Here is a 23964-nt window from a genome sequence, read left to right as displayed (position 1 = left end):
ATTATATTATATCTTCGTACCACTAAAATTATACATCTGCATTGGCTTCAAAGGAAAAAGAATTTGCGCAGCTTATTAAAGATAATCAGGGGCTGATTATCAAAGTTTCGCGGCTTTATACCAATTCTTTGGAGGATGAAGAAGATCTTTTTCAGGAAATTGTGTTACAATTATGGAGAAGTTATGACTCATTTAAAGGAAATTCAAAGATTTCTACGTGGATGTACCGTGTTGCCCTCAATACAGCCATTACCCTTTTCAGAAAAAAAAGCAAGAGCCTGCCAACCAATGAGCTGGACATAAACCACGCAGATTTTATTGAAGACGATGATGAAAAACAGCAGCAGGTATCACTTTTGTATACGGTAATAAAGACGCTCCCCAATGTTGAAAGGGCGATCGTTATGATGTACCTGGATGATTTGCCTTACAAGGATATCGCAGAAAACCTCGGGATCACTGAAGTTAATGCTCGTGTGAAAATGAACAGATTAAAGAAAACCCTTAAAGAAAAGATGGAAAAATATGCCTGAATTTGACTTAGACAGCTTTAAGAAAACATGGCAGGAACAACCTGTTCAGCAGAAATACGACGATAACGAAATCCTGAAGATGCTCAACAGAAAATCGCGGAATTACGTAAAATATATCTTCTGGATCAGTGTTGCGGAGTTTTTGCTGTTTTCGGTGATGGGTATATTTTATTTCTTTAAAACTGAAGAAGACAACGGCTTCCTGAATATTCTCGAAAAACTGGGCGCTCAGAAAACACCCGAAGTTGAAAACAGCTTTGATACCATTTACTGGATACTAAAAGTTTTAAGCATTGTGGTTACGGCATATTTCGTCTACAAATTTTACCTGAATTACCGCAAAATCAGAATTGAAGAAAACCTGAAGGGACTCATCACCAGAATTATTAAATTCAAGAAAACCGTAAATGCTTTTATACTGATCAGTATTCTTTTACTGGTTGCTTTCACCTCCATTTTTACCATTTTTATCGTTTATTCGTTACATGTACAGAATATAGAGCCTAAAAATTCGGAGATGATGATATTTGTTGTAGGCGTAATCGTGACAACGGTATTTTCGGTATTGCTGATCTGGCTTTATTACAGACTTGTTTACGGAATTATTATGAGTAAACTCGATAAGAACCTGAAACAGCTTAAAGAAATCGATTCTCAGGAAATTTAGCATACAGGCAGGAAGTTTGGGATATTATTATTAATTTTAATATTCAAATCTTCACACTATGCAAATATCTTATGTTCATGGTGCTTCTGATATCCCTTTATTAGGCGAAACCATCGGAAATAATCTCAGGAGAACCGTTGAAAAATTTCCCGGTCAAGAAGCTTTAATATGTGTTCACCAGAATTATCGTGCCACTTATCAGGAATTCTACAATCAGACCACAGCCGTTGCCAAGGCACTCATCTTTCTTGGTGTAAAAGCCGGCGACCGTATCGGAATCTGGTCGGCCAACCGTTACGAGTGGGTACTTTTACAATATGCCACAGCAAGAATAGGGGCCATTCTGGTCAATATCAATCCGGCATACCGCACGAGTGAACTGATTTTCGTTATAAACCAGTCGGAGATGTCTCACATCTTTTCATCATTATCTTTTAAATCAAGCGATTATAAGAATATGATTTCCGATGCACGTGAATTTTGCTCTATCTTAAAATCGGAGATTTTCTTTGATGACAACTGGGACGATTTTCTCAATAACGGACAGGATATTTCAGACGACGTTCTGCATAGCTTTGAAGAGCATGTACAGTTTGACGACGCGGTAAACATTCAGTACACTTCCGGAACTACAGGGTTTCCGAAAGGAGTGACATTATCTCATCATAATATTTTAAACAACGGATATTTCATCGGAATACGGTTGAAGTACACAGAAAAAGACAGGGTTTGCATTCCTGTACCATTTTACCACTGTTTCGGAATGGTGATCGGAAATATCTGCTGTACCGCCCATGGTGCCTGCATGGTGATTCCTAATGACAGCTTTGATCCTGACCTTACTTTAAAAGTTGTTTCCGATGAAAAGTGCACTTCCTTATACGGAGTTCCCACCATGTTTATTGCCGAATTAGCCGTAAAAAACTTTGACAGCTTTGATTTTTCAAGCCTGCGGACCGGTGTTATGGCAGGCTCCGTCTGTCCTCCCGAAATTATGAAAAAGGTGGAAAACCTGATGAACATTAGAGAAATGAGTATCTGCTACGGGATGACGGAAACCTCACCCGTTTCAACACAGACGCTGATAGGAACGCCATTTGAAAAACAGGTTCACACCGTAGGAACCGTACAGGATCATTTGGAAATAAAAATTATTGATGAAAACGGAAAGATCGTTAAAAGGGGAGAACATGGTGAACTTTGTACCCGGGGTTATTCAGTGATGCAGAAATACTGGAATGACCCTGAAAACACGAGGAAAGTTCTCGATGATTCACGATGGATGCATACCGGAGATCTCGCGACAATGGACGATGAAGGATATATTACGATTTCAGGAAGAATAAAGGATCTTATTATCCGGGGTGGTGAAAATATTTCTCCTAAAGAAATTGAAGATTTCCTTTACACTTACCCCAACATTCTGGATGTTCAGATCATAGGTGTTCCGAGCGAAAAGTTCGGGGAAGAAGTAATGGCATGGGTGAAGCTGAGAAAAGGTTTTAACGTAACTGAAGAAGAACTCCTGAAGTACTGCAAAGACAGAATTGCCCATTATAAAGTCCCTAAATTCTGGAAATTTGTAGATGAATTTCCCATGACCATTTCCGGAAAAATAAGGAAAGTAGAAATGAGAGAAATTTCTATCAGGGAACTTGGCCTTGAAAATATTAAAAATTAAGTCTCAGAATCTGAATTTTAAACTAAAAAAGCACTTCGTTTTATTTTGAAGTGCTTTTGTATTTTTAAAGTTCTTTTCTTAATCTCGCTACCGGAATATTGAGCTGCTCACGGTATTTGGCGATGGTTCTTCTGGCAATGTTATAGCCCTGCTCTTTCAAAATTACCACCAAAGCATCGTCGGTAAGAGGTTTTCGCTTATTTTCTTTGCTGATGACTTCCTGGAGATGTGTTTTGATCTCCTTGGTAGAAACTTCCTCTCCGTCGTCATTGGTAAGACTGTCCGAAAAAAGATCTTTCAGATATACAATTCCGTTCGGAGTATCGGCATATTTACTTTTTACCACCCTTGAAATGGTAGAAATATCAAATCCGGTAATATCTGCCACATCTTTCAGGATCATCGGTTTTAAAGACTTTTCGTCGCCCGTAATGAAATAATCTTTCTGGAATTTAACAATCGCTGTAATCGTCTGCAACAGGGTATTCTGACGTTGGTTGATGGCATCGATATACCATTTTGCCGCATCGAGTTTCTGTTTGATGAATAACGCGGCCTGCTTATGTTCTGACGAGTTTTTATCGTGGGAATAGGTAGTCAGGATATCTTTATATTCCTCTGAAACCCTTAGCGTAGGTGCATTTTTACTGTTCAGCATCGGAATTACCTGCCCGTCTTTTACCTGGATCACGAAATCCGGAATAATTTCCTGATTGATCGTAATCGTCTGGGTATCGAAGTTCCCTCCTACTTTAGGAGATAATTTGGAGATTTCATCCAGCGCATCTCTCAGATCATCTTCCTCAATATCATATTTCTGAATTATTTTATTGTAATGCTTATTCGTAAGCGCATCAAACTGATATCTCAGAATATTAGCCGCAAGGGAAACCGCTTTATCAGAACTTACTTTTTTCTCGATTTGCAGAAGAAGGCATTCCTGAAGACCTCTGGCCCCTACTCCCGGCGGATCGAGTTTTTGAATATAATTTTCTAGGATATCTTCTACCTTCTCTTTAGTCGTATAAATTCCCTGTGAGAATGCAAGATCATCTACTATCGATTTAATTTCCCTTCTCAGGTAACCGTCGGTATCAAGATTTCCGATAAGGTATTCTGCAATTTTTTCGTCTTCTTCACTGATATTGACAAGATGAATCTGCTCCAGGAGATAATCATAAAGAGACTGACCTTCCGTTAAAAGGCTTTCGTTATCAAATTCCTCGTCATCAGGAGAATAGTTGCTGGAAGCAGTTTTATAGTTAGGTTCATCATCATAAAGATATTGGTCTACATCAAAATCCGTTTCAATGCTCTCCGTACCTTCACCTTCGTAGGTATCTTCCAAAGAAGAAAATTCGTCTTCTTTAGATTCTTCTTTTACAATTTCCAGGGCAGGGTTTTCTTCTAACTCTCTTTCAAGTTCCTCTTCAAATTCCAGGGTATGAAGCTGAATCAACTTCATGAGCTGGATTTGCTGAGGAGCCAGCTTTTGTCCTAATTTGAGCTGTAGGTGTTGTTTAAGCATATTACTAGATTGTGTTTTAACATAACATATTTTACGAATTTAGTAAAAATTTTTGATAAAACTGAATTTTAGCACGATTTTTGCATTTGAGTGTCTATAATAAGCTATTTTAAATAAACGGAAAAGCCTTGAAGTATTATTTTCAGGGCTTTTTGTTGTTTATAAGTTTAATTTTTCAGGGTTTCTCCGATTGTCCCAAAAGGCGAGAATTTCAACGACATCTTGGTTAGTTTTGTAATAGAGGGAAAAATTTTTATCAATTAAAACATATCGTATGCCTTCTATTTCACAGATGGAACCCATATCCGGGTTTTTGGAGATCAGTTTCTCTTTCTTTTCGACTTCCCTTATTAATTTAGATGAGTATTTATTAGATTGGTTGTGACCAATCCAATATTTCAAAGTGTCAAGATAGTCAGATTCAGCCTGATGTGACCAAATTACCCTAAGCATTTTCTGGCTTTATCACTTACAGACTTACTGGAAGAAAATTTACCTTCCGCAATATCTGAAATTCCTTTCATAATTCTTTCCCTCTGCCAATCCGTAAGATTTTCTTCTTTATTGATTTCAAAACTGATCTTCAGTTCTTTCAGAAGGGCTTTCAAAAGATTGATCTGGTTTTCGTTTTCCGTATGGATGGTAATGGTACTCATTTGTAAATTTTTAGTAAAGTTAATAAAAAAATCCTTCCGGTATTTCAGAAGGATTTTGATATGTTTCAGCGAATTTTTTAGAATTCCGCATTTTTTGGCGTTCTCGGGAAAGGAATTACGTCCCTGATGTTCGTCATTCCCGTTACGAAAAGCACCAGCCTTTCGAGTCCTAATCCGAATCCGGCATGCGGCACGGAACCAAATTTACGGGTATCCAGATACCACCAAAGTTCGTGCTCGTCTACGTGCATTTCAGCCATTTTCTGCTTCAATACATCCAGTCTTGCCTCTCTCTCGGACCCGCCGATGATTTCTCCGATTCCCGGGAAAAGAACGTCCATGGCCGCAACAGTTTTATTATCGTCGTTCAGCTTCATGTAGAATGCCTTGATCTCCTTCGGATAGTCGAATAGCACCACCGGACTTTCGAAGTGTTTTTCCACAAGATACCTTTCATGCTCAGACTGAAGATCGGTTCCCCAATTTTCAACCGGATACTGGAATTTTCCTTTCTTATTTTCTTTTGAATTCAATAAAATTTCAATCGCTTCCGTGTAGCTTACTCTTTTGAATCGTTTAGCTACCACATTTTCAAGCTTTTCGATAAGACCTTCCTTCGCTCTTTCCTTTTCCGGTTTGGATTTCTGCTCTTCTGCAAAACGCTTGTCAAGGAAATCAAGATCATCCTTGCAGTTATCCAGTACATATTGGATCACATATTTCAGGAAGTCTTCCGCCAGGTCGATGTTGTCTTCCAGGTTATTGAAAGCGACTTCCGGCTCGATCATCCAGAATTCGGCAAGGTGTCTCGTCGTGTTGGAATTCTCGGCACGGAACGTCGGCCCGAAGGTATAGATTCTTCCCAATCCCATGGCTGCCGTCTCTCCTTCCAGCTGTCCGGAAACGGTAAGGTTGGTTTTTCTTCCGAAGAAATCCTGAGCAAAATCGATGTCTCCCTGCTCGTCTCTCGGAATGTTATTTAAATCAAAATTGGTTACTCCAAACATTTCACCCGCTCCTTCTGCATCGGCACCGGTAATCACCGGCGTGTTGATATAAAAGAACTGGTTTTGGTTGAAAAATGAATGCACGGCAAAGCTTACGGCATGACGCACTCTGAACACCGCACCAAACAGATTCGTTCTGAATCTTAAATGCGCCTGTTCCCTAAGCACTTCCAGCGAGTGTTTTTTAGGCTGAAGAATGGTTTTGTCCCTATCTTCCGTAAAGTTATCGCCTAAAATAATGATTTTTTTAGCGATAATTTCCACAGCCTGCCCGGCTCCCTGGCTTTCTACCACTTCACCCACTACTTTCAGGGAAGAAGCGGTACTGATTTTACTGATAATTTCTTCGTCGAAATTTTCGAAATCAACAACAATCTGCAAATTATTAATTGTAGAACCATCATTAAGCGCGATGAAGCGATTGGCCCGGAATGTTCTTACCCAGCCGTAAACCGTAATGTCATGATGTAGTACTTTCTTGTAATCCTGTAGGATTTCCTTAATGGTCTGCTTTTTCATTTGTTGATTAAAATTTTTGTGTAAAAATTAATGTCTGCAAAGGTACAAAAAAACAGCGCAATCTGATGGCCGCGCTGCCTGAATTAAAGAATCCTTATCAATTATCATACAAAAAATAATGTTCTGCATAAAAATCAATTAAAGAAAATGGATTTTTTCCGCTGCTTTCCTCTACGGATTTGCCAGGCATGGTAGCAACTAGGAATGTCGTACTGCCATTTGGGAAGCAACAGAATAATCAGGATAACATCAAGGTGAGAAATAAATCCCAGTACAACGGTAAGATAAAAAGCCCAGCCGGTCTGCTGAAATCCGATTAAATACGTAAAAGCAACCAGCAGGCTCAGTCCCCACATTTTTGATAAAAAAGCATGGGTACACGTTTCTTTGCCGAATTTCAGGATGCTGACAATATAGCAAAGTGCTTCCATAACAAAGACTAAAAGAATCCCTTTCCATTCCCCTTTGATCAGATCAGGGTTTAAGAGGTAAGCGGCGATACCTAACGACAGCCAAAATACAAGGTCTGTCTGGCTATCCAGCCTGCGTAATTTTTCAGAAGAGACACCGACTTTCCGGGCAATGATTCCGTCAAAAATATCGGTCAGTAGTCCCAAATACATCAGGATTAAAATTAAATGTCTGGAATTTTCACTATTGGAATAAGAAAGTAAAACAATGACCAGTGCAAGAATAAATCTTACAGCAGTTAAAAGATAAGGTATTGTTTTCATGATAATTATTGAATTCGTTTAAATTTTTCTGCATAATTAATCGTATATCCAGCCCATAACACAAATAAAAGGGCTCCACTATTGTCATAATAATCCTGAACCATCAGGTTTTTTTCCTTCGTAAGTCCTATTCTGCTCTGAAAACTCCTGCAGCCCCCAAATAGAAAAGGAATTCCATGGCATCCTGAAGTGTAATTGTCCAAAACCAGTATTCCGTTTTTCAATCTTCCATCATAAGCAAAATGATATTTCACGGAATCACTTTTAAGCAATTTAAAATGGATGGAATATTTTTTCTTTCTTTCTAAAGCGGTAGACTGTATCACAACTTTGTCACAATCTGAAATCCCGGAACGCCTAATATCCAGCATTTCAGAGAAATCTGTTGAATTGGCAGATTTTTCATTCCCGGCATTAATATGTTCGTATCCTTTAAATTCGTAAGCTCCATCAATTGCAGATACATTACTCCTGGTGATCACGGATAGATCATCTTTAATCATTTTTCTGCTGAAGCCCACGCAAGATGTGAGAATAGAAATGAACAGCAGAGATATTACATACTTTTTCATAGCACATTATTTAGAATTATGGTTCAAAAATACTGGTGAAAATCGCCGGAACGAATGTGAAAAAAAATTAAAATAAATACTTACATTTGTGAAAATCGCAAAAGCATGCATCAGGAAATTTTACTCAGGCAAATCCGTAAAAAAATAGGGGACAAATCTCTGAATGACGAGATTGCGAATATCCTTAACATCAGTTATGATGCTGCCCACCGCAGGACCTCCCTGAAAGCGAAATTCAGTTTTGAAGAAGCCCTGGAACTCGCAAAATATTATCAGATTTCCCTGGACCAGTTCCTGACTTCGGATCATCATATTTTAGTCCAGAAAACAACAGCCGTCACCGAAACAAACGACTTGCAGTCATTTTTCAGACACAACCTGAACGTTTTTGAGAGCCTGCCGATTTCAGATGGAATGACGATTTACTATTCTGCGAAAGATATCCCGTTCTTTTATACACTGTCGGACACGTTACTTTCACGATTTAAAATTTATGTGTGGATGAATCTGCTGAATGAGAAACAGGTGTTCATTCCCTTTCTGCAGTTCTCACCGCCTGATTTTGAACCGGCTGCCCAGGAATTAAAAAAGAAATACGAAGAACAGGATGTGGTGGAATTGTGGAACGACATGACGGTTTCAAGCATTCTGCAACAGATTTTGTATTATTTTGAAACAGGACTTCTCCGAAAAAAGGAAGCCGTAACCATACTGGAAGAATTAAAGGAACTGATCGGATACATCGAAAGGAAAACGGAAAATAACCCCAGATTCCATCTGTACGAAAATGAGCTGATGCACCTGTCCAACGACATCTTTTTCCATCACCCGCAGCAGTCACTTTTTGCGATTCCTACGAATATGTTTGGCTACATCCTCATCAATGATGAAAAAACCTGCAAAGAGACCCTGAATTATTTTGAGCACCAGATCAAAAATTCAAAATCGCTGAATACTTCCGGAAACAGGGACCGGAAAATATTTTTCAATAAAATGTATAGGCAGATTGAAAATGTGGGAGATAAATTAAGCTGAGTTTATGGCTTATGGCAAAATTATTCGTCTTTCTTGGACGGTACCAGGAAAACATCGATAAGGCCTTCCGGGAGCTGCATTTTGATGAACCGTTCTTCCCGGTTTACTTCCAGTATCCAGTCTTTAATCATCGGGATCACAACTTCTTTGCCATCAAGATTGGTAATAAAATAAACCTGTGCCGTCTGGTCGTTTACAGACCGGATCACGCCGCAGTCATTGTCGTTTTCATCGTAAATGGTATATCCGATGATTTCGTGATAATAGAATTGTTTGCCGGTAAGTTTCGGCAGCGTGGAAAGCGGAAGATAAACGTCTTTTCCTAAAGACTGGTCTACCAGGGCTTCCGTAGAATTTTTAAAGGCAATATTCAGCGCATCCAGTTTGCTCCAGGATGATCTGGCAATAAAAAAAGGAACCAATAATCCGTTGATTTCAACGAATATTGATTCCAGTTTATTGTAAAGCTCGGGTTGGTCGGTATCCAGTTTAAGGATAACGTTTCCCGCAAGTCCGTGTCTGCGTGTGATTTTTCCTAATAAATAGCAATCTTCTTTACGCATACGGAATTTTTTCTTAAGCTTCGGTGTTTTCTTCTGTAGATTCAGCAGCAGGAGCTTCTCCTTCAGTCGTTTCTTCAGCAGGTGCGTTTGCAGCTTCTTCAGCAGCCTTAGCATCCGCTTCAGCTTGTGCAGCAGCAGCAATTCTCGCTTCGTTTACTTTAGTTTCAGCATCTAAAGCCGCTTTTTTAGCATCCGATTTAGCGGTAGCCAAACCTTCTACTTTACCTTGTACTTTAGCATCTTTAGCTTCTACCCAAGCATTGAATCTTTTTTCAGCTTCAGCTTCGTCAAAAGCACCTTTAGCCACACCACCTTGTAAGTGTTTTTTGTAAAGGGCACCTTTGTAAGAAAGAATGGCTCTTGCCGTATCAGTTGGCTGAGCACCATTGTTTAACCATTTTACTGCAGAATCAACATTCAAATCGATTGTTGCAGGGTTGGTGATTGGGTTGTAAGTTCCTAACTTCTCGATGAATTTACCATCTCTTCTAGCTCTTGAATCTGCAACCACGATGTGGAAGAAAGGTTTTCCTTTTTTACCGTGTCTTTGTAATCTGATTTTTACTGACATAATGTTTGAATTTTAAGGGAACTCGTCCCAGTTAAATATTTAAGAGTGCAAATATAAACAAAAAAAATTATTGGACAATCAATAAATGTAACAATTAATAAATGTAACGGTTTACCAATCTAGCAGTATGACCTTATCTATCTGAAAAATCATTTTTACGTGGTATTATTGTCTTATTTTTTCATAATACATTGCTACACTATTGTATTGGTAATCTCTGCATTGTTACATTGTTATATTGTTACATTGCATCTGCGACGCCCAAATAAAACAAGCCCAGGCATTTCTGGTTTTCTTCAATGGTCAGAGATTCTTTCAGGTGGTCTACCAGCTTCGGGGAACTCCAGTAGCAGCCGATCCCGTTTGCGGTACACGTCAGGTACATATTCTGAACGGCCATGGAAACGGCGGCGATTTCTTCCCACTCCGGAACCATGCCGCTGAAATTCACCACAATGGAAACCACGGTGTCGGCCTTGTTGATTTTAAAACCGATGTCGTTGTATTTTTTCTCCAAAAAAAGATGTCCGGGTTGGGTCGCTTTATAGATAGCCTGCATCTCAGACGCCAGTTTTGCTTTTTCTTCGCCTCTGAATATTTTAAAGCGCCATGGTTTTGTGCGTTTATGATTGGGCGCAAATGTGGCAGAATGTACAATTTCATCCAAAATGCCCTGCGGGATTTCCCCGTCTGTATAATCTTTTGGGAAAATACTTCTTCTCTGCTCTATGATTTCTTTTAAAATTTCTGATTTGTTCATAAAAGCAAATTTACGACATGTTGATTTATTCCTGTTGTTTTTTCGTTTTTAAGTATTCAATAATATTTTCCTTTTCCGGTAGGCCATAACGGTACTGGTTACGAAAGTCAGGAGAATTACGACCCCGAGAAAAAGTGAAAACCATCGTGTAAAAGGGCTTGCATTCGCAGGTCCCAGCAGCTGAAGGCCTATAAAGCAGGTCGCATATATCATTCCTGAAACGATCCAGATAAAGTGTGGATCCGGGTATTTTTTGGTCTTGAATGAACTGTTGTAGCTGAAGAGTGGCATCAGTTTATGTTTATCCCAAATCAGCAGGATTAAAACAGCCACCATCATCAGGGAAGTGATGATCCAGGTTCCGCTAAACGACAAGCTGAGGGTAATCACCCAGATGTTGGTTAGTATAGCGAGAAATATCAGTGTTCCCAGTGTTGCAAACCGTTGGGTCATCAGCAGAATTCCGGCAAAAACCTGTGCCCATCCCAGAAAATTCCAATAAAATCCGGATTGGTATAACGCTTCAAAAAAATATCCTATCGGTTCCGAAGCAGAAACCCGTGTAAACCTTTCACCCATCACTTTCACAAGCCCTGAAGGAAAAAAAGCAAATCCTACCAGATAACGTAAATGAATAATCACCCATTGACTAAAAGAGCTTGTTCTCAGTTGTTTAAATTCCATAATAATAGTTAACGCAATATAATATGCATTGCAAGGTACTAATTAAAAATAAAACTCCAAATAAAATCTGAAGTTTTTTCAACCATAACTTAGAGAACCTCGATAATTTTCTGATGGATCTTATTTAAAGTAAACTCATCTCCTGGTTTCATCCCCATCATCTTTTTTGCCATTGGGCTCTCGGAAGAAATAGCGTAGAACCGGTCGCCTTCAAAAAAGAACTCTCCCAGAGAAACCGAAATATAAAATCTCGCTTTATTGGTAATAACGAGAGAGCCGAGTTGTACTCTGTTGGTAGCGGTATTCAGCACTCTTCCCATATTTCTCCGAAGATCATTGAGAGCGGCCAGTTGTCGCTGCATCTGGTAGATCTCCTCCTGCATCTCTTCACGCATACTGTCATATTTCGGAGTTTTTTTTATATCGCGGCTTGCTTCAAGGGTGAATTCAATGAAGTTTTTCAGCTTCTCTATTTTTTCTGCAATAACGGTTTTTACATAATCTCTTATGTTATTTTTCTCAAATACTGTCTTCTCCATACATCAAATCTTTATATAAAGATAATATTTTTTAGATAATTATAGTTTGAACCTTGTAAATATTATAACAACGTTATTCATGTGCAATTATGACATTTCGGATGCATTTATTCGGGATTGAAAAACATTTTTAAGTTCAGTATAAAACAGGAGAATGCAAAGTATTAAAAGAGTTCCAGATAGATTTTAAAATAGATATTTAAAAACTCCTTACTAAATATGATACAAAAAAGCCCTGCACAGAGACAAGGCTTTCATTTATTTTTCAGTTAATTTTTTCAGGTTATTGAGCCCTTCCTCATAGGATTTTCCCATCTGATAATCCATCACCGGGCGCATTATTTTCATCATAGGATCCTGCTCCGTATCCATGGTCCATGTTACTTTCGTTCCGCTTCCTTCGGGTGACAGCATCATTTCGGAAGTCGCCTGTCCTTTAAACGGTTTTTTAAAAATCATTTCCGTTTTCTGTCTTTGGTACGGAACCAGTTCTTTGATTTCCTGGCAGCCTGCTCCTGCATCGTTGTTTTGGCTGTCCCAGCAGTATTTATCTCCAACCTGTCCTGCAGTTCCCGAATAGACAAGCTTCATTTTCGGATCCAGTTTCAGCCATGGATTCCATTGGTTGACAGCCTGCATAGAGCTGATCTGCTGCCAGATTTTCTCTTTCGACGCATGGATCACCATGGATTTTTCGTAATGATAGTTTTTACCGAAAGCCAGCATGGCAATTATAGCATAAATCACGATCATAAGAATCAGGATGCCGATAATTTTTAAAAATGTTTTCATAGTGACTGTATTTAGAAGTTAAATTTTAAACAATTAATCATATTTCAAAGCTTTAAAATTAATCAAATACCATCTCATCTTAACTTCGCATATGACAAGATTTATCCTGTTCCGTAATTCTGTCACATCTTCCTGTTCAGGCATCATTTTTGAGCATCTTCGCTGACGGTTCGGCAGAATCATTAAATTTACAGGAATTAAAAATCAGAATATGAATATTTTAAAAGAAAATTTTAACACACCATATCATTCGGCCCCTTTTAATCAGATTAAAATTGAGGATTATCTTCCCGCCTTCAGGGAACTGATCAGGAAATCCGAGGAAGAAATCAATGCAATTGTAAGCAACCAGGACGAACCTACTTTTGAAAATGTCATTGAGGCACTCGCTTATTCCGGTGAGAAGCTTGATGTGGTTTCCAATATTTTTTTCAACCTGAATTCAGCGGAAACCAGTGATGAACTGCAGCAGATCGCCCAAGAAGTATCTCCGGTTTTAACCGAATATTCATCAAAAATTTCCCAAAATGAGGCATTGTTTAAAAAGATAAAAAAAGTCTACGATGAAAAAGAGAAATATGCCCTGAACGAAGAACAGGAAATGCTTTTAAATGAGACATACAAAGGTTTTGTAAGAAGCGGCGCCCTGCTTAGCGATGAAGACAAAGAAAAACTAAAAAAAATCAGTATGGATTTATCCGTAAAGTCTCTTCAGTTCGGGCAGAATGTTTTAGCTTCTACCAATAATTATTTTAAACACATCACCCATAAAGAAGATCTCGCCGGAATTCCGGATGCCATTCTTGAACAGTACGCTGAAGAGGCAAAAGAGCGCAACCTCGACGGCTGGGTGGTGACCTTGCAGTATCCAAACTATGTGCCGTTTATGACATACGCCGAAAACCGTGAGTTGCGAAAGGAGCTGGCCCTTGCCAACGGCAAAAAATCTTTTGATGGCGGTGAATTTGATAATCAGAAATTAATTAAAGAAATCCTTTCTTTAAAACAACAAAAGGCAGAATTATTAGGCTATAACAACTATGCCGATTATGTTCTGGAAGAGCGAATGGCAAAATCACCGGCGAAAGTCATTGATTTCCTGAACGAGCTTTTAACCAAAGCCAAACCTTACGCCAATAAAGAAATTGAAGAGCTGAAAACGTTGGCAAAGGCAGACGGAATCGAAGACATACAGTCTTATGACCATGCTTTTTATGCTGAAAAATTACGTAAAGCCAAATTTGATTTAAATGATGAAGAGCTTAGACCGTATTTCCCTTTACATCAGGTTCAGGATGCTGTTTTCGGACTGGCCGGACAGCTTTTCGGGTTAAGCTTTACAGAAAGAAACGATATCCCGAAATACCATGAGGATGTAAAAGTCTATGAAGTTTGGGAAGGGGAAAGCCAGAAGCCGGAAGCATTTAAAGCGCTTCTGTACGTCGATTATTTCCCGCGAAAAGGCAAAAGAGCCGGAGCCTGGATGACCAGCTACAAAAATCAGTACCAAAAAGACGGAGAAAATTCGCGCCCGCATATTTCCATTGTCTGCAATTTTACGAAACCGACGAAAGATACGCCGAGTTTACTGACGTTCCAGGAAGTAACTACGCTGTTCCATGAATTCGGACACGCTCTTCACGGAATGCTGGCCAATACGCAATACCCTACCCTTTCCGGAACTTCCGTGAAATGGGATTTTGTGGAATTGCCGTCCCAGTTCCTGGAAAATTTCTGTTACGAACCGGAGTTCCTGAAAACCTTTGCCAGACATTACAGAACTGGACAAGTGCTTCCTGACGAGAAAATTGAAAAAATAGCACAATCCAAAAACTTCATGGAAGGCTACCAAACCTTAAGACAGATAGGTTTCGGGCTTTTGGATATGAATTACCATACTAAGATTAATGAGCTAGAGAGCAAAAGCGTGAAGGAGTTTGAGGATGAATATACGAAAGCGACCCAATTGTATCCTGCCAATCCGGAAACAGCGATGAGTCCAAGCTTCTCGCATATTTTCCAGGGCGGATACTCTGCTGGATATTACTCTTACAAATGGGCGGAAGTACTGGATGCCGATGCATTCCAATATTTCAAGGAGAACGGGATCTTCAATCCCGAAATTGCCGCAAAATATAAGGTCCTGCTGTCTTCCGGCGGTACCAAAGATCCGATGGAGCTTTATAAAAGTTTCAGAGGAAGTGAGCCGAAGGTGGAGAGTCTGCTGAAGAGGGCGTTTGGGTAGAAAAACTTTAACGATAAAGCCTTTGTCTAAAAAAACGATAAAGGCTTTATTATTTTCCATTTAATTAAATATGCATAGAGCAAACCTATGAAACAAACCCACATTGAAATCATCCCCTTCTCCGATGACCTTCAGGATCATATAAAAATCCTCAACTATGAATGGCTGGAAAAATATTTCCGGGTTGAAAAAGGCGACCGTATTTCATTATCAGACCCGAGAAAGGAAATTATTGACCAAGGCGGATTTATATTTTACGCAAAACTACACGGTGAAATCGTAGGGACAGCTTCCTTACTTAAAAAATCCGGATCTGTTTTTGAACTCGGTAAAATGGCAGTTTCCGGAAAAGTGCAGGGTTACGGGATTGGAACAGTATTGCTGGATCATTGTATTAAATTTGCAGAAAAACTTTCCATCGAAAAACTGATCCTGTATTCCAATACGAGGTTAGAGTCGGCCATTCACCTTTATAAAAAGTATGGGTTTCAGGAAGTACCGCTCGAATCGGACTTGTATGAACGGGCAGATATCAAAATGGAGAAAATTTTAAACTGAGTCGTTCACCTTTATCATTTAAATTATGAATACGATCAACCAAAGACTGGAAAACGTAAAAAAACTCCAGGCCAAAAGATGGGAAAACGAAGACCACTGGGACGAAATCAACGATCTTCTGATTCAGGAACTTGACGATATTTTATTGGCAGAACCCCGGAATACTGCAGCATTGATTAATATCGGCGCCGTATATTCGGATATGGGGGAAAACGAAAAAGCGTTGGAGTATTTACAACACGCACTGAAGCTTGGATCCGTTGATAAAAACCTCTTCATCAATCTGGCCATCGTCATGGTATACATGGAAATGCACCCTGAAGAATATCATGAATATCTGGAAACCGCCGAAGACAAATCTGAAGATCCGCTGACCTTCAAAGCCTATTTCGATCCTCAGTCCCACTGATTATACAATCTGAAACAGCATTCAATTCCCTATTTTCCAATATTTTAAATTAAAAAACAAATTATAGCGCCATTGCAGTTTTCAACAACAGACAAACAGAATGAATAAACCGCAAAAAGCAGGATATTATCTCCGGTTACTGTTTTTCACAGCCGACCTGGCAAAATCACCGGGGAAGCTGATATGAAATATTACCGGTCTTCATTTTCATGTATTTTTTTTCACTACCTTTAGTATTGGAAACACCAAATAAACAAGGGATTACATAGCACCATGAAAGACAGACTCTATTTCATTAAGACCAATCCTGTGAGCGCAAAGATCAACCTCTACCACAAACTCTGCGGCGAAGAAAACAGCATGCTTGAATTTATGGAGGATGATAAAAAGGCAAGTCTTGAAATCATTAAAAGAAAAACGGCAGACAATATCAAAGATCTGTCACGGGAAGAATTTTTATGCATTTTCAACTGGTTTAACGCCCGCTACGGTTCGGATGATGAAGAGCTGAAAACCCAGCTTTTCATTCACGGCATTGATCTTTTTTATGATATTTCAAACCCGTTATGCGTCGAAAATTTTTCAAAAATTCTTACGGATTATGAAGTGTATTTAGACTACCGGTTTTCTTTCCTTATCAATTCCGAAAGTTTTAATCATTTTCTGATTTATGGTATATTTTTTACAGGCATGTATCATTCTGAAGAAAAATATCTTTTTGATTTCTTAAAGCATGAGCATAAAGTATTGTACGCCCTCGCAGAAAAAGGCTATGAAGAGAAGAGATACGGCCTTATACTGCAGCCGGAGATGTATCAGTATTTTTCGGATCTTTACGACAATACCAGATTTTATAAGGATTCTGTCATCATGATTTAATAGATAAAAACACTTCACGCAAGTCTCTTTTCATAATTGTATTCAAATTCAGAAATCAATGGCGATAGGTGTAGGGCACCAGCACATCAATAAAATTGTCGGTGGGGTGCGGCTCTCCGATAGCCCGGAATTTCCAGTCACCGTTGTACCGGTATGCTTCCGCAAAAGTCATGGTACACATTCCGTTCAAACTTACATCGCCGGAGAGGCTGAATTTTGTAATTTCTTTTCCTTTTGCATCAACGGCCCGGATAAAAGCATTTTCAATCATCCCGAAATGCTGTTTCCTGCTGATTCCCTGATAAATTGACACCACAAAAACAATTTTATGAAACCGTTGATCCAGTTGATCCAGTTTTACGATAATCTGTTCATCGTCTCCTTCTCCCGCACCGGTTCGGTTGTCTCCGGTAAGCTATATTTTGCCGCTGGGATGCCGCATTGAATTAAAATAAATCACATCGCTCTGGTACAAAACCACTTCCCTGCCGTTTCCGGTGGGAAAAGTTTTCCCCATATTGGCGACGTTACCGTCTTCATCAAGCAGAAAGGCAATCGCGTCAAGATCATATTCCGGACCGTCAGTGATTCCCAGCAGGCGACTGAAAAATCCGCCGGTTTTGCGGACATCCCAACCCAATCCTATGGTTACGGACGAAAGATCATGGACTTCATTTCCAAGTTCATTTTTACGGAGATTGATGGTCTGGCCTTTTTGTAAATTAATAGCCATGATTATTTGATTATTTGTCCTTTATAATATTTCTCGAGGAAAAATCCCAGATCTGCCCTGTATCCGATTCCCGAAGCTTCAAATTTCCAGCTTCCGTTGCGTTTGTAGAGTCTTCCGAACTCTATGCCGGTTTCTATGGAGAAATCTTCATCAAGCTCGTATTTGGCGATTTCCTGATGGGTAAGATTGTCGATGATCCTGATATATGAATTTCTTACCTGTCCGAAATTCTGCTTTCTTCTTTCAAAATCTTCGATGGTGACCACAAAAAGAATTTCCTGTACTCTTTCATCCACTTTTTCAAGGTCGATAATGATGGCCTCATCATCATCACCGTCACTGTTTTTCCCACTTGGGTCGTCCCCGGTGTGGGTAAGTGAGCCGTCGGGAGAATTTAAATTATTATAAAAAACGAAGTATTCTTCACTTACCAGCTTTCGTTCAGCATCGATCATGATCGCTGAGGCATCAAGGTCAAAATCATATCCCATTCCTTCATTCGGATCCCAGCCTAGGCCGATGGTCATTTTTGTGAATCCTAGATCAATTCTTTGTCCTTTCTGTAAATTAATTGCCATAATAATGTTATGTGTTTTATGTATCTTTCTTCGAAGTTATGGCTGATTTAGGAATTTTCCAAAATATTTCATGACAAAAAAATATGTACCTTGTAGATTACAAAATAAAAAATCCGATTCCCTTGGAAGGCAAACGGATTTGTATTTTAAAAACGTAAAGAATGATTAAGCAATTTCCTTTTCCGCAGTCTTTTTATTTCTCGCTCCGGCCAGCATAGGAATTGAAATAAGGCCCATCGTCAACATAATAATGATCTGCAGCGGCAATGAAATAAAAGAGTAAGTCAGGCCTATTTCGCCGCCTGCTTCACCGCTTTTTCCCATGGAAATAAACAACGCCATAAAGCCATATTTCATGGCAAGATTGAAAGCGCCGATCCCGCCGCTTGCCGGAATGATCATTCCGAAAGTACCAACGACAAGAATCAGAAACCCATCGTCAAAAGTAAAATTTGAAGTTTCCGGCAATGCAAAACATACGAGATATGCTGCAAAATAATAAGACACCCAGATTCCTGTGGTATATAAGACGAACTTTCCTTTTTGTTTCAGTTTAAATATCGAAGTGAGTCCCTGAAGAATGCCCTTACCAAAATTAATAAGCATTTCCTTTTTGTATTTATAAAAAAAAGCAAGGCCTATTATCACCAATAATACGATACTTACTTTTAAATAAAGATAAAAAGAACCGAAATCGTTTACTCCCAATTTCATCATCTGCCTTTCAAAAAAGTTAGGAACAAATTTTTCTTCGTTCTCCTTCTTTTCCATTATAAAATTATAGACCGATAAAATCGTATTAAATTTAAATATAGCAGTTAGACAAAGAAAAATAACCATACACACCAGATCTACAACTCTTTCCAGAATAATCGTCCCGAAGGACTGGTCTACAGGAACTTCCTCCACTCCATATAAAGCGGTCGCCCTGGCAACTTCACCACTTCTCGGAATAGTAAGGTTCATTAAATATCCAAACGAAATCGACCACAGTGAATTGGAATTTGAGATGGTGTGCCCCATGGGTTCCAGCATAAGATTCCAGCGTATGGCTCTGAACCAATACGCCGCAATTCCGAAGCAGGCTGCAAAGGCCACCCACCAGTAATTGGCTTTCGATAATGATTTCTGTATGACTTTAAAGTCTAATCCTTTTAAGGCAAACCATAAAAAAAAGCCTGCAAAAGCAAGCGAGATTACTATTGTTAAGATTGATTTAAGGGGACTCTTCGTATTTTTCTCCATCGGTTTATGTCAAAAGATTGGTCTTTTCATCCGGGAAGACAATTTTAGGCTGAAAATCTTTAGCTTCTTCGGGAGTCATCTGTGCATAAGCGATGATGATAATGATATCGTCTCTCTGTACTTTCCTTGCTGCAGGCCCGTTCAGGCAAACTTCTCCCGATTTTCTTTTTCCTTTAATGACGTAGGTATCAAAGCGCTCGCCATTGTTTACATTAACGATATATACCCGCTCTCCTACTACAAGACCGGCGGCTTCGATAAGGTCTTCATCTATGGTGATACTTCCGATATAATTAAGGTCAGAAGCCGTAACTCTCACCCTGTGAATCTTAGACTTAAAAACTTCTATTAACATACTGCAAATTTATTAATAAAAATCAATAAAACAGCTTTTTAGATGGATTTTAAAACTATCAGAATCACAGCATTTTAATTTCTTTAAACACAATTTTTTCTCTCAATAATTGCAAAATCAACAAATATATCTGAAAACCATTAATACTTTACCTTAAATTCAGGATTTAATAAAAACAAAAAACAATACCTCAATTTTGCTAAAGTCAATGTACATAAGCATTTGGCATGATTTTAGTAACGTGTAACGTACATTTTACGTAGAAAAGTAAATTATGATATTTTAATCATTTTTACCTAAAAACAAAAAAATTATTTATTTTTTTATAAAAAAATTGCACATATACAAAATAGTATTATATTTGCTATTATTACGAACTAACTTTAATATTAGAAAAATTATGAACAAGTCTGAATTAATCGACGCAATCGCAAAAGATGCAGGTATCACTAAAGTTGCAGCCAAATCTGCTTTAGAATCATTCATCAATAACGTAATGACTACTTTAAAGAAAAAAGACGGAAAAGTTTCTTTAGTAGGATTCGGTACTTTCTCAGTAGCAGAAAGAGCTGCAAGACAAGGTATTAACCCTGCCACTAAAAAACCAATCAAAATTGCTGCTAAAAAAGTTGCTAAATTCAAAGCTGGTGCTGATTTATCAAATGCAGTTTCAGGAGCTAAGAAAAAATAATCATTCAGATTAAGTAAAAAAAACCTCATCACACGATGAGGTTTTTTTATGTAAACTCCTGGAACTAAGGAGCGAGTCTTTCTATTTTCCAGTCCAAATCCTCCAACGTATACAGGATCCTGTCGTGAAGGCGGTTGGGCCTTCCCTGCCAGAACTCTATTTCATAAGGTTTTGCGATATATCCGCCCCAGTTTTCCGGTCTCGGAACTTCTTTATTTTCAAACTCCTGTTCAAGGTCTTTCAATTTTTCCTCTAAAAAATTACGGTTTGGGATAACCTGGCTCTGCGGCGAAACCACCGCCCCCAGCTGACTCCCTTTTGGCCTTGAATGGAAATATCCGTCACTGAGGTTTTCAGCAATACGCTCGAGATAAGCTTTAATAATAATCTGGCGCTCAAGATTCGGCCAGAAAAAGTGAAGACAGGCTTTATGGGTCGTTTCAATAGCCTTTCCTTTTCTGCTCTCGTAATTGGTGTAAAAAATAAAACCTTCATAGGTGTACGCCTTCAGCAAAACCATTCTGGTACGCGGGCATCCGTCTGCCTCTACCGTGGAAACCGCCATTGCATTAGCTTCAGAAATAACCGGATTGTCGCCTGCTTCCGAGAACCATTCGCGAAACTGCTCAATAGGATTTTGTTTTATCTCACTTTCAATAAGTTGGGATCTCTCGTACACTTTTCTTTTATCGTGCAGGTTTTCCATAAATATTTTTTATTAAATTTGAGTATGAATTACTCCTACAAAGGTAAAATATTAATTTCCACACCTGACATTTCCGGTGATATTTTTTCCCGATCGGTAGTATTGGTTATTGAACATAACGAACAGGGCGCATTCGGCTTGATATTAAATAAGAAAAACAGCCAGATGAGCGATAAATTCATAGATCTTTTTGAGTTTAAAATTGAAGTTTACGACGGCGGACCGGTAGAAAACGACAAGGTTTTCTTTATCGTTAAAGGCAAGAAAGTAACAGAAAATCTGGTAGAGATCACCCCTGAATTTTATTTAACAGAAGACATCGAAAATATCATCAGCGCCGTTCTAAGCAATGAATTGAATATCAATGATGTCAAAATATTTTCCGGCTATTCGGGATGGACGTCGATGCAGCTCGATGAAGAAATCCAGCGAAAAGTATGGACGGTAGTCGACGTTTACAATCTCGATTACACCTTGCCCAATGACCAGACCCTCTGGAAATCCATCATGCAGAATCTCGGTGGTGAATTCTTACTTTGGGCGAATGCTCCCGAAGACATTTCTCTAAATTAAAACAAATCAACTGATTACCCATTTTCTTTTAACAATTTTTTAGGAAAGCATTAACCTTTTTTAAGCAAATAATTCACGTTATTTGTCTAACCAAAAACTCAGCTAATATGAAAGGAATCAGACTACTTGCAATATCCGTTTTTTCTACTGCTTTTCTTTCTTTCACCCCATTACATAAAAAGATAATCGTGATCGATGCCGGCCATGGCGGCAATGATATGGGCTCTATAAAAAACGGTATTTATGAAAAGGACATTGCTCTCAATATCAGCAGGGAAATCCTGAAGCTCAATGCTGCCCAGGATAAATACGAAATAGTTTTAACCAGAGATCATGACACCGACTTCCAACTGTCGGAAAGAACAAACCTGATCAATAAACTGAACCCGGTAATGGTCATTTCCCTTCATCTGAACAGCAGTCCGCACGACGAATCCGTAAGGCATGGACCGGAAATTTTTACTCAAAACACAGAGGCTTCAAAAAAGCTGGCCCGGCTGGTTTCTGAAAAATTTAATCCCTGTGAGATTGCAGGCGAAAAAAACCTTCATATTTTAAGGGAATCCAATGCACCTTCAGTACTTATGGAGCTAGGTTTCATCAACAATACGGAAGACCGGAAATATCTGACCAGCGAGAAAGGCCAGAAGGAAGTTGCCCAAAAATTCATTGATGTTTTTAATGAATACTAAATAAAGAAACAATTCTGATTTTTCAGAATAAAACCCGGTAAAGGACTTTGGAACTTTCGTTGTTTACCGGGTTTGTCAATTTTAAAAACTATTGCGCCAAGCTTCTGCAAATCCTGCAAACCTGGAACTTTCAAAAGTTTTATTTCTTATTTTACCTACCGAAAAAATTCCTTTTTCATCGGAGATCAAAAAGATCTCTTCAGCTTTCTGAGATTCGAATGCAATAATTTCCTGCTCCTGGATATCCGCCAGATTATTTTTATGCAAAAAGGTGACAAAATTTTCCATCAGAGGCGAAATATAGGCTCCTTCCGTCTGCTTTGGAATTTTAATAACATCTCCTTCAAGAAGCAAAAGATTTCCGGATATGGTCCTGGCAATCCTTTTATTGGGATTCAGGAATATAACGTCGTCGAGATCGTTCTCCTGGGCGTAAATCTCTCCATAAATATTTTCAGGACTATGAACACGGATATTGCTCAAAAGATTATTATTGACGTTAATTTCCTTGATTAAATCCAATTCAAGCAGCCTTTCGTGAACAGATAAAACATCATCCACAGGCGTCACTTCATAATAATACGATACGGAGGATTTGGATAAAGTAATTCCGTCCCTGTTTCTGAAGACATGGAAATTAATGATTCCGTTGCCGATTCCTTTGCCTTCGATCACATCTTTGGTAAAAGTGGACTGGAAAAATTCCAGGGTGTATGTCAGGGGAATATTCAGTCTCATTTTTCTCATGGAAGCCATCAGAAAAAAATAACATTCTTCATCCATAATCAATTTCGAGTTTCTTATAAAAAAAGAAACCTTCACTGCATCTCCTGATAGAAAAGCCCTGTTTGCCACATTTATTTCTCCCGATGTAAAATATTGATTTTCCAATTTAATATGATTTATTATAAAAAAATAATGAACGATAAATCGTTCATCAGTTTTATCTGCAAATACTGCTTACGTTTAAGCAGCACCTAATTTTATTCTAAGGTTTTCGATAAGGTTTTCCCAATACATGGCATTCTCTTCTTCGTCTCCTTCTTCGCAGAAGTCTGTGATATTTAAAGCCAGATCTTCTGTAATATCATCAATCGTGATGGTCATTTCAAAGAAATGCTTGGTCCCTTCATCTTCTTCCCATCTAAAACGTACGAAACCTTCAGGCTTATATCTAATTAAAGTCGCCTTCTCGGCAGGGCCGCCTCCCCAACTAAAAAAGAAGTCATCTCCTTTCTCTACTACCTCATCCGCAAACCATTCAGACAACCCTTCTGCAGTGGCCAGATATTCGTATAAAATCTCTGATAAGCAATGCATTGGGAATTCGTAATGGACTTTATGTTTCGCCATATAATCTTTGTTTTAATCGTCCCGCAATATATAAATTAATTTTTTTATTACACAAAAATGTGTTTACTTTTTTACATAATCTTCATGACATTTGTCAGAGATTTTC

29 protein-coding genes and 1 pseudogene are annotated in these 23964 nt (G+C 38.7%); 11 read left to right on the top strand and 19 right to left on the bottom strand.

The features are described from left to right. The first annotated feature begins 41 nt into the window (after positions 1 to 41). The 3 genes from AC0N32_RS08425 to AC0N32_RS08415 are packed head-to-tail and all read left to right on the top strand — an operon-like array spanning position 42 to position 2881. A complete protein-coding gene (locus AC0N32_RS08425; protein WP_042722258.1) occupies positions 42 to 533 on the top strand; it encodes an RNA polymerase sigma factor in 492 nt (163 codons plus the stop codon). After that, the gene (locus AC0N32_RS08420; protein ID WP_476393414.1) at positions 526 to 1200 is read left to right on the top strand and encodes a beta-carotene 15,15'-monooxygenase; all 675 of its coding nucleotides are present in this window, start codon (positions 526 to 528) and stop codon (positions 1198 to 1200) included. Before AC0N32_RS08425 ends, AC0N32_RS08420 begins: the two co-directional genes overlap by 8 nt. Positions 1201 to 1258: 58 nt before the next feature. Beyond that, positions 1259 to 2881 (top strand): AMP-binding protein, encoded by a 1623-nt coding sequence (locus AC0N32_RS08415; protein WP_476393413.1) that lies wholly within the window; start codon positions 1259 to 1261, stop codon positions 2879 to 2881. 64 nt (positions 2882 to 2945) lie between these two features. Here the strand turns inward: AC0N32_RS08415 and rpoN are convergent, their stop codons facing one another. The 6 genes from rpoN to AC0N32_RS08385 all read right to left on the bottom strand — a co-directional run bounded on the left by rpoN (position 2946) and on the right by AC0N32_RS08385 (position 7897). Continuing rightward, entirely contained in the window at positions 2946 to 4409 is a 1464-nt protein-coding gene (gene rpoN, locus AC0N32_RS08410) for an RNA polymerase factor sigma-54 (RefSeq protein ID WP_476393412.1), read from the bottom strand. Positions 4410 to 4568: 159 nt separating this feature from the next. After that, complete coding sequence (locus tag AC0N32_RS08405) at positions 4569 to 4862, bottom strand: type II toxin-antitoxin system RelE/ParE family toxin (protein ID WP_476393411.1); 294 nt, start codon at positions 4860 to 4862, stop codon at positions 4569 to 4571. Then, positions 4850 to 5065, bottom strand: coding sequence for a DUF2683 family protein (locus AC0N32_RS08400; protein ID WP_476393410.1), 216 nt, complete (start codon positions 5063 to 5065; stop codon positions 4850 to 4852). Before AC0N32_RS08400 ends, AC0N32_RS08405 begins: the two co-directional genes overlap by 13 nt. A gap of 77 nt (positions 5066 to 5142) precedes the next feature. Next, entirely contained in the window at positions 5143 to 6591 is a 1449-nt protein-coding gene (asnS, locus tag AC0N32_RS08395) for an asparagine--tRNA ligase (protein WP_476393409.1), read from the bottom strand. A 134-nt stretch (positions 6592 to 6725) separates the two neighbouring features. Further along, positions 6726 to 7325: a CDP-alcohol phosphatidyltransferase family protein gene (locus AC0N32_RS08390; protein WP_476393408.1), complete on the bottom strand. Its 600-nt coding sequence runs from the start codon at positions 7323 to 7325 to the stop codon at positions 6726 to 6728. A 5-nt stretch (positions 7326 to 7330) separates the two neighbouring features. Next, positions 7331 to 7897, bottom strand: a complete 567-nt coding sequence (locus AC0N32_RS08385) for a hypothetical protein (RefSeq protein WP_476393407.1) — start codon at positions 7895 to 7897, stop codon at positions 7331 to 7333. A 105-nt stretch (positions 7898 to 8002) separates the two neighbouring features. Between AC0N32_RS08385 and AC0N32_RS08380 the strand changes: the two genes are divergently transcribed. Next, positions 8003 to 8932: a helix-turn-helix domain-containing protein gene (locus tag AC0N32_RS08380; RefSeq protein ID WP_476393406.1), complete on the top strand. Its 930-nt coding sequence runs from the start codon at positions 8003 to 8005 to the stop codon at positions 8930 to 8932. 20 nt (positions 8933 to 8952) lie between these two features. Here AC0N32_RS08380 and rimM read toward each other — a convergent pair whose 3' ends face one another. The 6 genes from rimM to AC0N32_RS08350 all read right to left on the bottom strand — a co-directional run bounded on the left by rimM (position 8953) and on the right by AC0N32_RS08350 (position 12841). Then, on the bottom strand, positions 8953 to 9495 hold the full coding sequence (rimM, locus tag AC0N32_RS08375) for a ribosome maturation factor RimM (RefSeq protein ID WP_294225429.1): 543 nt from the start codon (positions 9493 to 9495) through the stop codon (positions 8953 to 8955). Positions 9496 to 9508: 13 nt separating this feature from the next. After that, positions 9509 to 10066, bottom strand: coding sequence for a 30S ribosomal protein S16 (locus AC0N32_RS08370; RefSeq protein WP_476393405.1), 558 nt, complete (start codon positions 10064 to 10066; stop codon positions 9509 to 9511). A gap of 241 nt (positions 10067 to 10307) precedes the next feature. Next, positions 10308 to 10826, bottom strand: a complete 519-nt coding sequence (locus AC0N32_RS08365) for a nitroreductase family protein (RefSeq protein WP_476393404.1) — start codon at positions 10824 to 10826, stop codon at positions 10308 to 10310. Between the two features lie 48 nt (positions 10827 to 10874). Further along, positions 10875 to 11510, bottom strand: a complete 636-nt coding sequence (locus AC0N32_RS08360; RefSeq protein WP_476393403.1) for a DoxX family protein — start codon at positions 11508 to 11510, stop codon at positions 10875 to 10877. A gap of 89 nt (positions 11511 to 11599) precedes the next feature. Further along, positions 11600 to 12049 (bottom strand): hypothetical protein, encoded by a 450-nt coding sequence (locus AC0N32_RS08355; protein ID WP_476393402.1) that lies wholly within the window; start codon positions 12047 to 12049, stop codon positions 11600 to 11602. A 258-nt stretch (positions 12050 to 12307) separates the two neighbouring features. Further along, positions 12308 to 12841, bottom strand: coding sequence for an SRPBCC family protein (locus tag AC0N32_RS08350; protein WP_476393401.1), 534 nt, complete (start codon positions 12839 to 12841; stop codon positions 12308 to 12310). 211 nt (positions 12842 to 13052) lie between these two features. Here AC0N32_RS08350 and AC0N32_RS08345 point away from each other — a divergent pair, with 211 nt between their 5' ends. The 4 genes from AC0N32_RS08345 to AC0N32_RS08330 all read left to right on the top strand — a co-directional run bounded on the left by AC0N32_RS08345 (position 13053) and on the right by AC0N32_RS08330 (position 16932). After that, a complete protein-coding gene (locus AC0N32_RS08345; RefSeq protein WP_476393400.1) occupies positions 13053 to 15086 on the top strand; it encodes a M3 family metallopeptidase in 2034 nt (677 codons plus the stop codon). Between the two features lie 87 nt (positions 15087 to 15173). Beyond that, positions 15174 to 15644 (top strand): GNAT family N-acetyltransferase, encoded by a 471-nt coding sequence (locus AC0N32_RS08340; protein WP_476393399.1) that lies wholly within the window; start codon positions 15174 to 15176, stop codon positions 15642 to 15644. A gap of 25 nt (positions 15645 to 15669) precedes the next feature. Next, the gene (locus AC0N32_RS08335) at positions 15670 to 16053 is read left to right on the top strand and encodes a tetratricopeptide repeat protein (protein WP_476393398.1); all 384 of its coding nucleotides are present in this window, start codon (positions 15670 to 15672) and stop codon (positions 16051 to 16053) included. Between the two features lie 273 nt (positions 16054 to 16326). Then, a complete protein-coding gene (locus AC0N32_RS08330) occupies positions 16327 to 16932 on the top strand; it encodes a hypothetical protein (protein ID WP_476393397.1) in 606 nt (201 codons plus the stop codon). Positions 16933 to 16987: 55 nt separating this feature from the next. Here the strand turns inward: AC0N32_RS08330 and AC0N32_RS08325 are convergent. The 4 genes and pseudogenes from AC0N32_RS08325 to panD all read right to left on the bottom strand — a co-directional run bounded on the left by AC0N32_RS08325 (position 16988) and on the right by panD (position 19843). Next, a pseudogene (locus AC0N32_RS08325) lies at positions 16988 to 17665 on the bottom strand (TerD family protein). Positions 17666 to 17667: 2 nt separating this feature from the next. Further along, a complete protein-coding gene (locus AC0N32_RS08320) occupies positions 17668 to 18243 on the bottom strand; it encodes a TerD family protein (RefSeq protein WP_476393396.1) in 576 nt (191 codons plus the stop codon). Positions 18244 to 18408: 165 nt separating this feature from the next. Next, on the bottom strand, positions 18409 to 19488 hold the full coding sequence (locus AC0N32_RS08315) for a lysylphosphatidylglycerol synthase transmembrane domain-containing protein (RefSeq protein WP_476393395.1): 1080 nt from the start codon (positions 19486 to 19488) through the stop codon (positions 18409 to 18411). Positions 19489 to 19492: 4 nt separating this feature from the next. Further along, on the bottom strand, positions 19493 to 19843 hold the full coding sequence (gene panD / locus AC0N32_RS08310) for an aspartate 1-decarboxylase (protein ID WP_029294648.1): 351 nt from the start codon (positions 19841 to 19843) through the stop codon (positions 19493 to 19495). Positions 19844 to 20243: 400 nt separating this feature from the next. Here panD and AC0N32_RS08305 point away from each other — a divergent pair, with 400 nt between their 5' ends. Continuing rightward, a complete protein-coding gene (locus AC0N32_RS08305; protein WP_476393394.1) occupies positions 20244 to 20534 on the top strand; it encodes an HU family DNA-binding protein in 291 nt (96 codons plus the stop codon). Between the two features lie 64 nt (positions 20535 to 20598). Here AC0N32_RS08305 and pdxH read toward each other — a convergent pair whose 3' ends face one another. Then, entirely contained in the window at positions 20599 to 21240 is a 642-nt protein-coding gene (gene pdxH / locus AC0N32_RS08300) for a pyridoxamine 5'-phosphate oxidase (RefSeq protein WP_476393393.1), read from the bottom strand. 24 nt (positions 21241 to 21264) lie between these two features. Here pdxH and AC0N32_RS08295 point away from each other — a divergent pair, with 24 nt between their 5' ends. Next, on the top strand, positions 21265 to 21813 hold the full coding sequence (locus tag AC0N32_RS08295) for a YqgE/AlgH family protein (protein ID WP_476393392.1): 549 nt from the start codon (positions 21265 to 21267) through the stop codon (positions 21811 to 21813). A gap of 107 nt (positions 21814 to 21920) precedes the next feature. Further along, positions 21921 to 22505, top strand: a complete 585-nt coding sequence (locus tag AC0N32_RS08290) for an N-acetylmuramoyl-L-alanine amidase family protein (protein WP_476393391.1) — start codon at positions 21921 to 21923, stop codon at positions 22503 to 22505. 81 nt (positions 22506 to 22586) lie between these two features. Here the strand turns inward: AC0N32_RS08290 and AC0N32_RS08285 are convergent, their stop codons facing one another. Further along, positions 22587 to 23396: an aminotransferase class IV gene (locus AC0N32_RS08285; protein ID WP_476393390.1), complete on the bottom strand. Its 810-nt coding sequence runs from the start codon at positions 23394 to 23396 to the stop codon at positions 22587 to 22589. A 75-nt stretch (positions 23397 to 23471) separates the two neighbouring features. Next, a complete protein-coding gene (locus AC0N32_RS08280) occupies positions 23472 to 23858 on the bottom strand; it encodes an START-like domain-containing protein (RefSeq protein ID WP_034709946.1) in 387 nt (128 codons plus the stop codon). Positions 23859 to 23964: the final 106 nt, after the last annotated feature.

The organism is Chryseobacterium endophyticum (assembly GCF_056333165.1).
The sequence above is the reverse complement of the archived record's forward strand: the minus strand, read 5'-3'. Positions and strand labels throughout refer to the sequence as shown.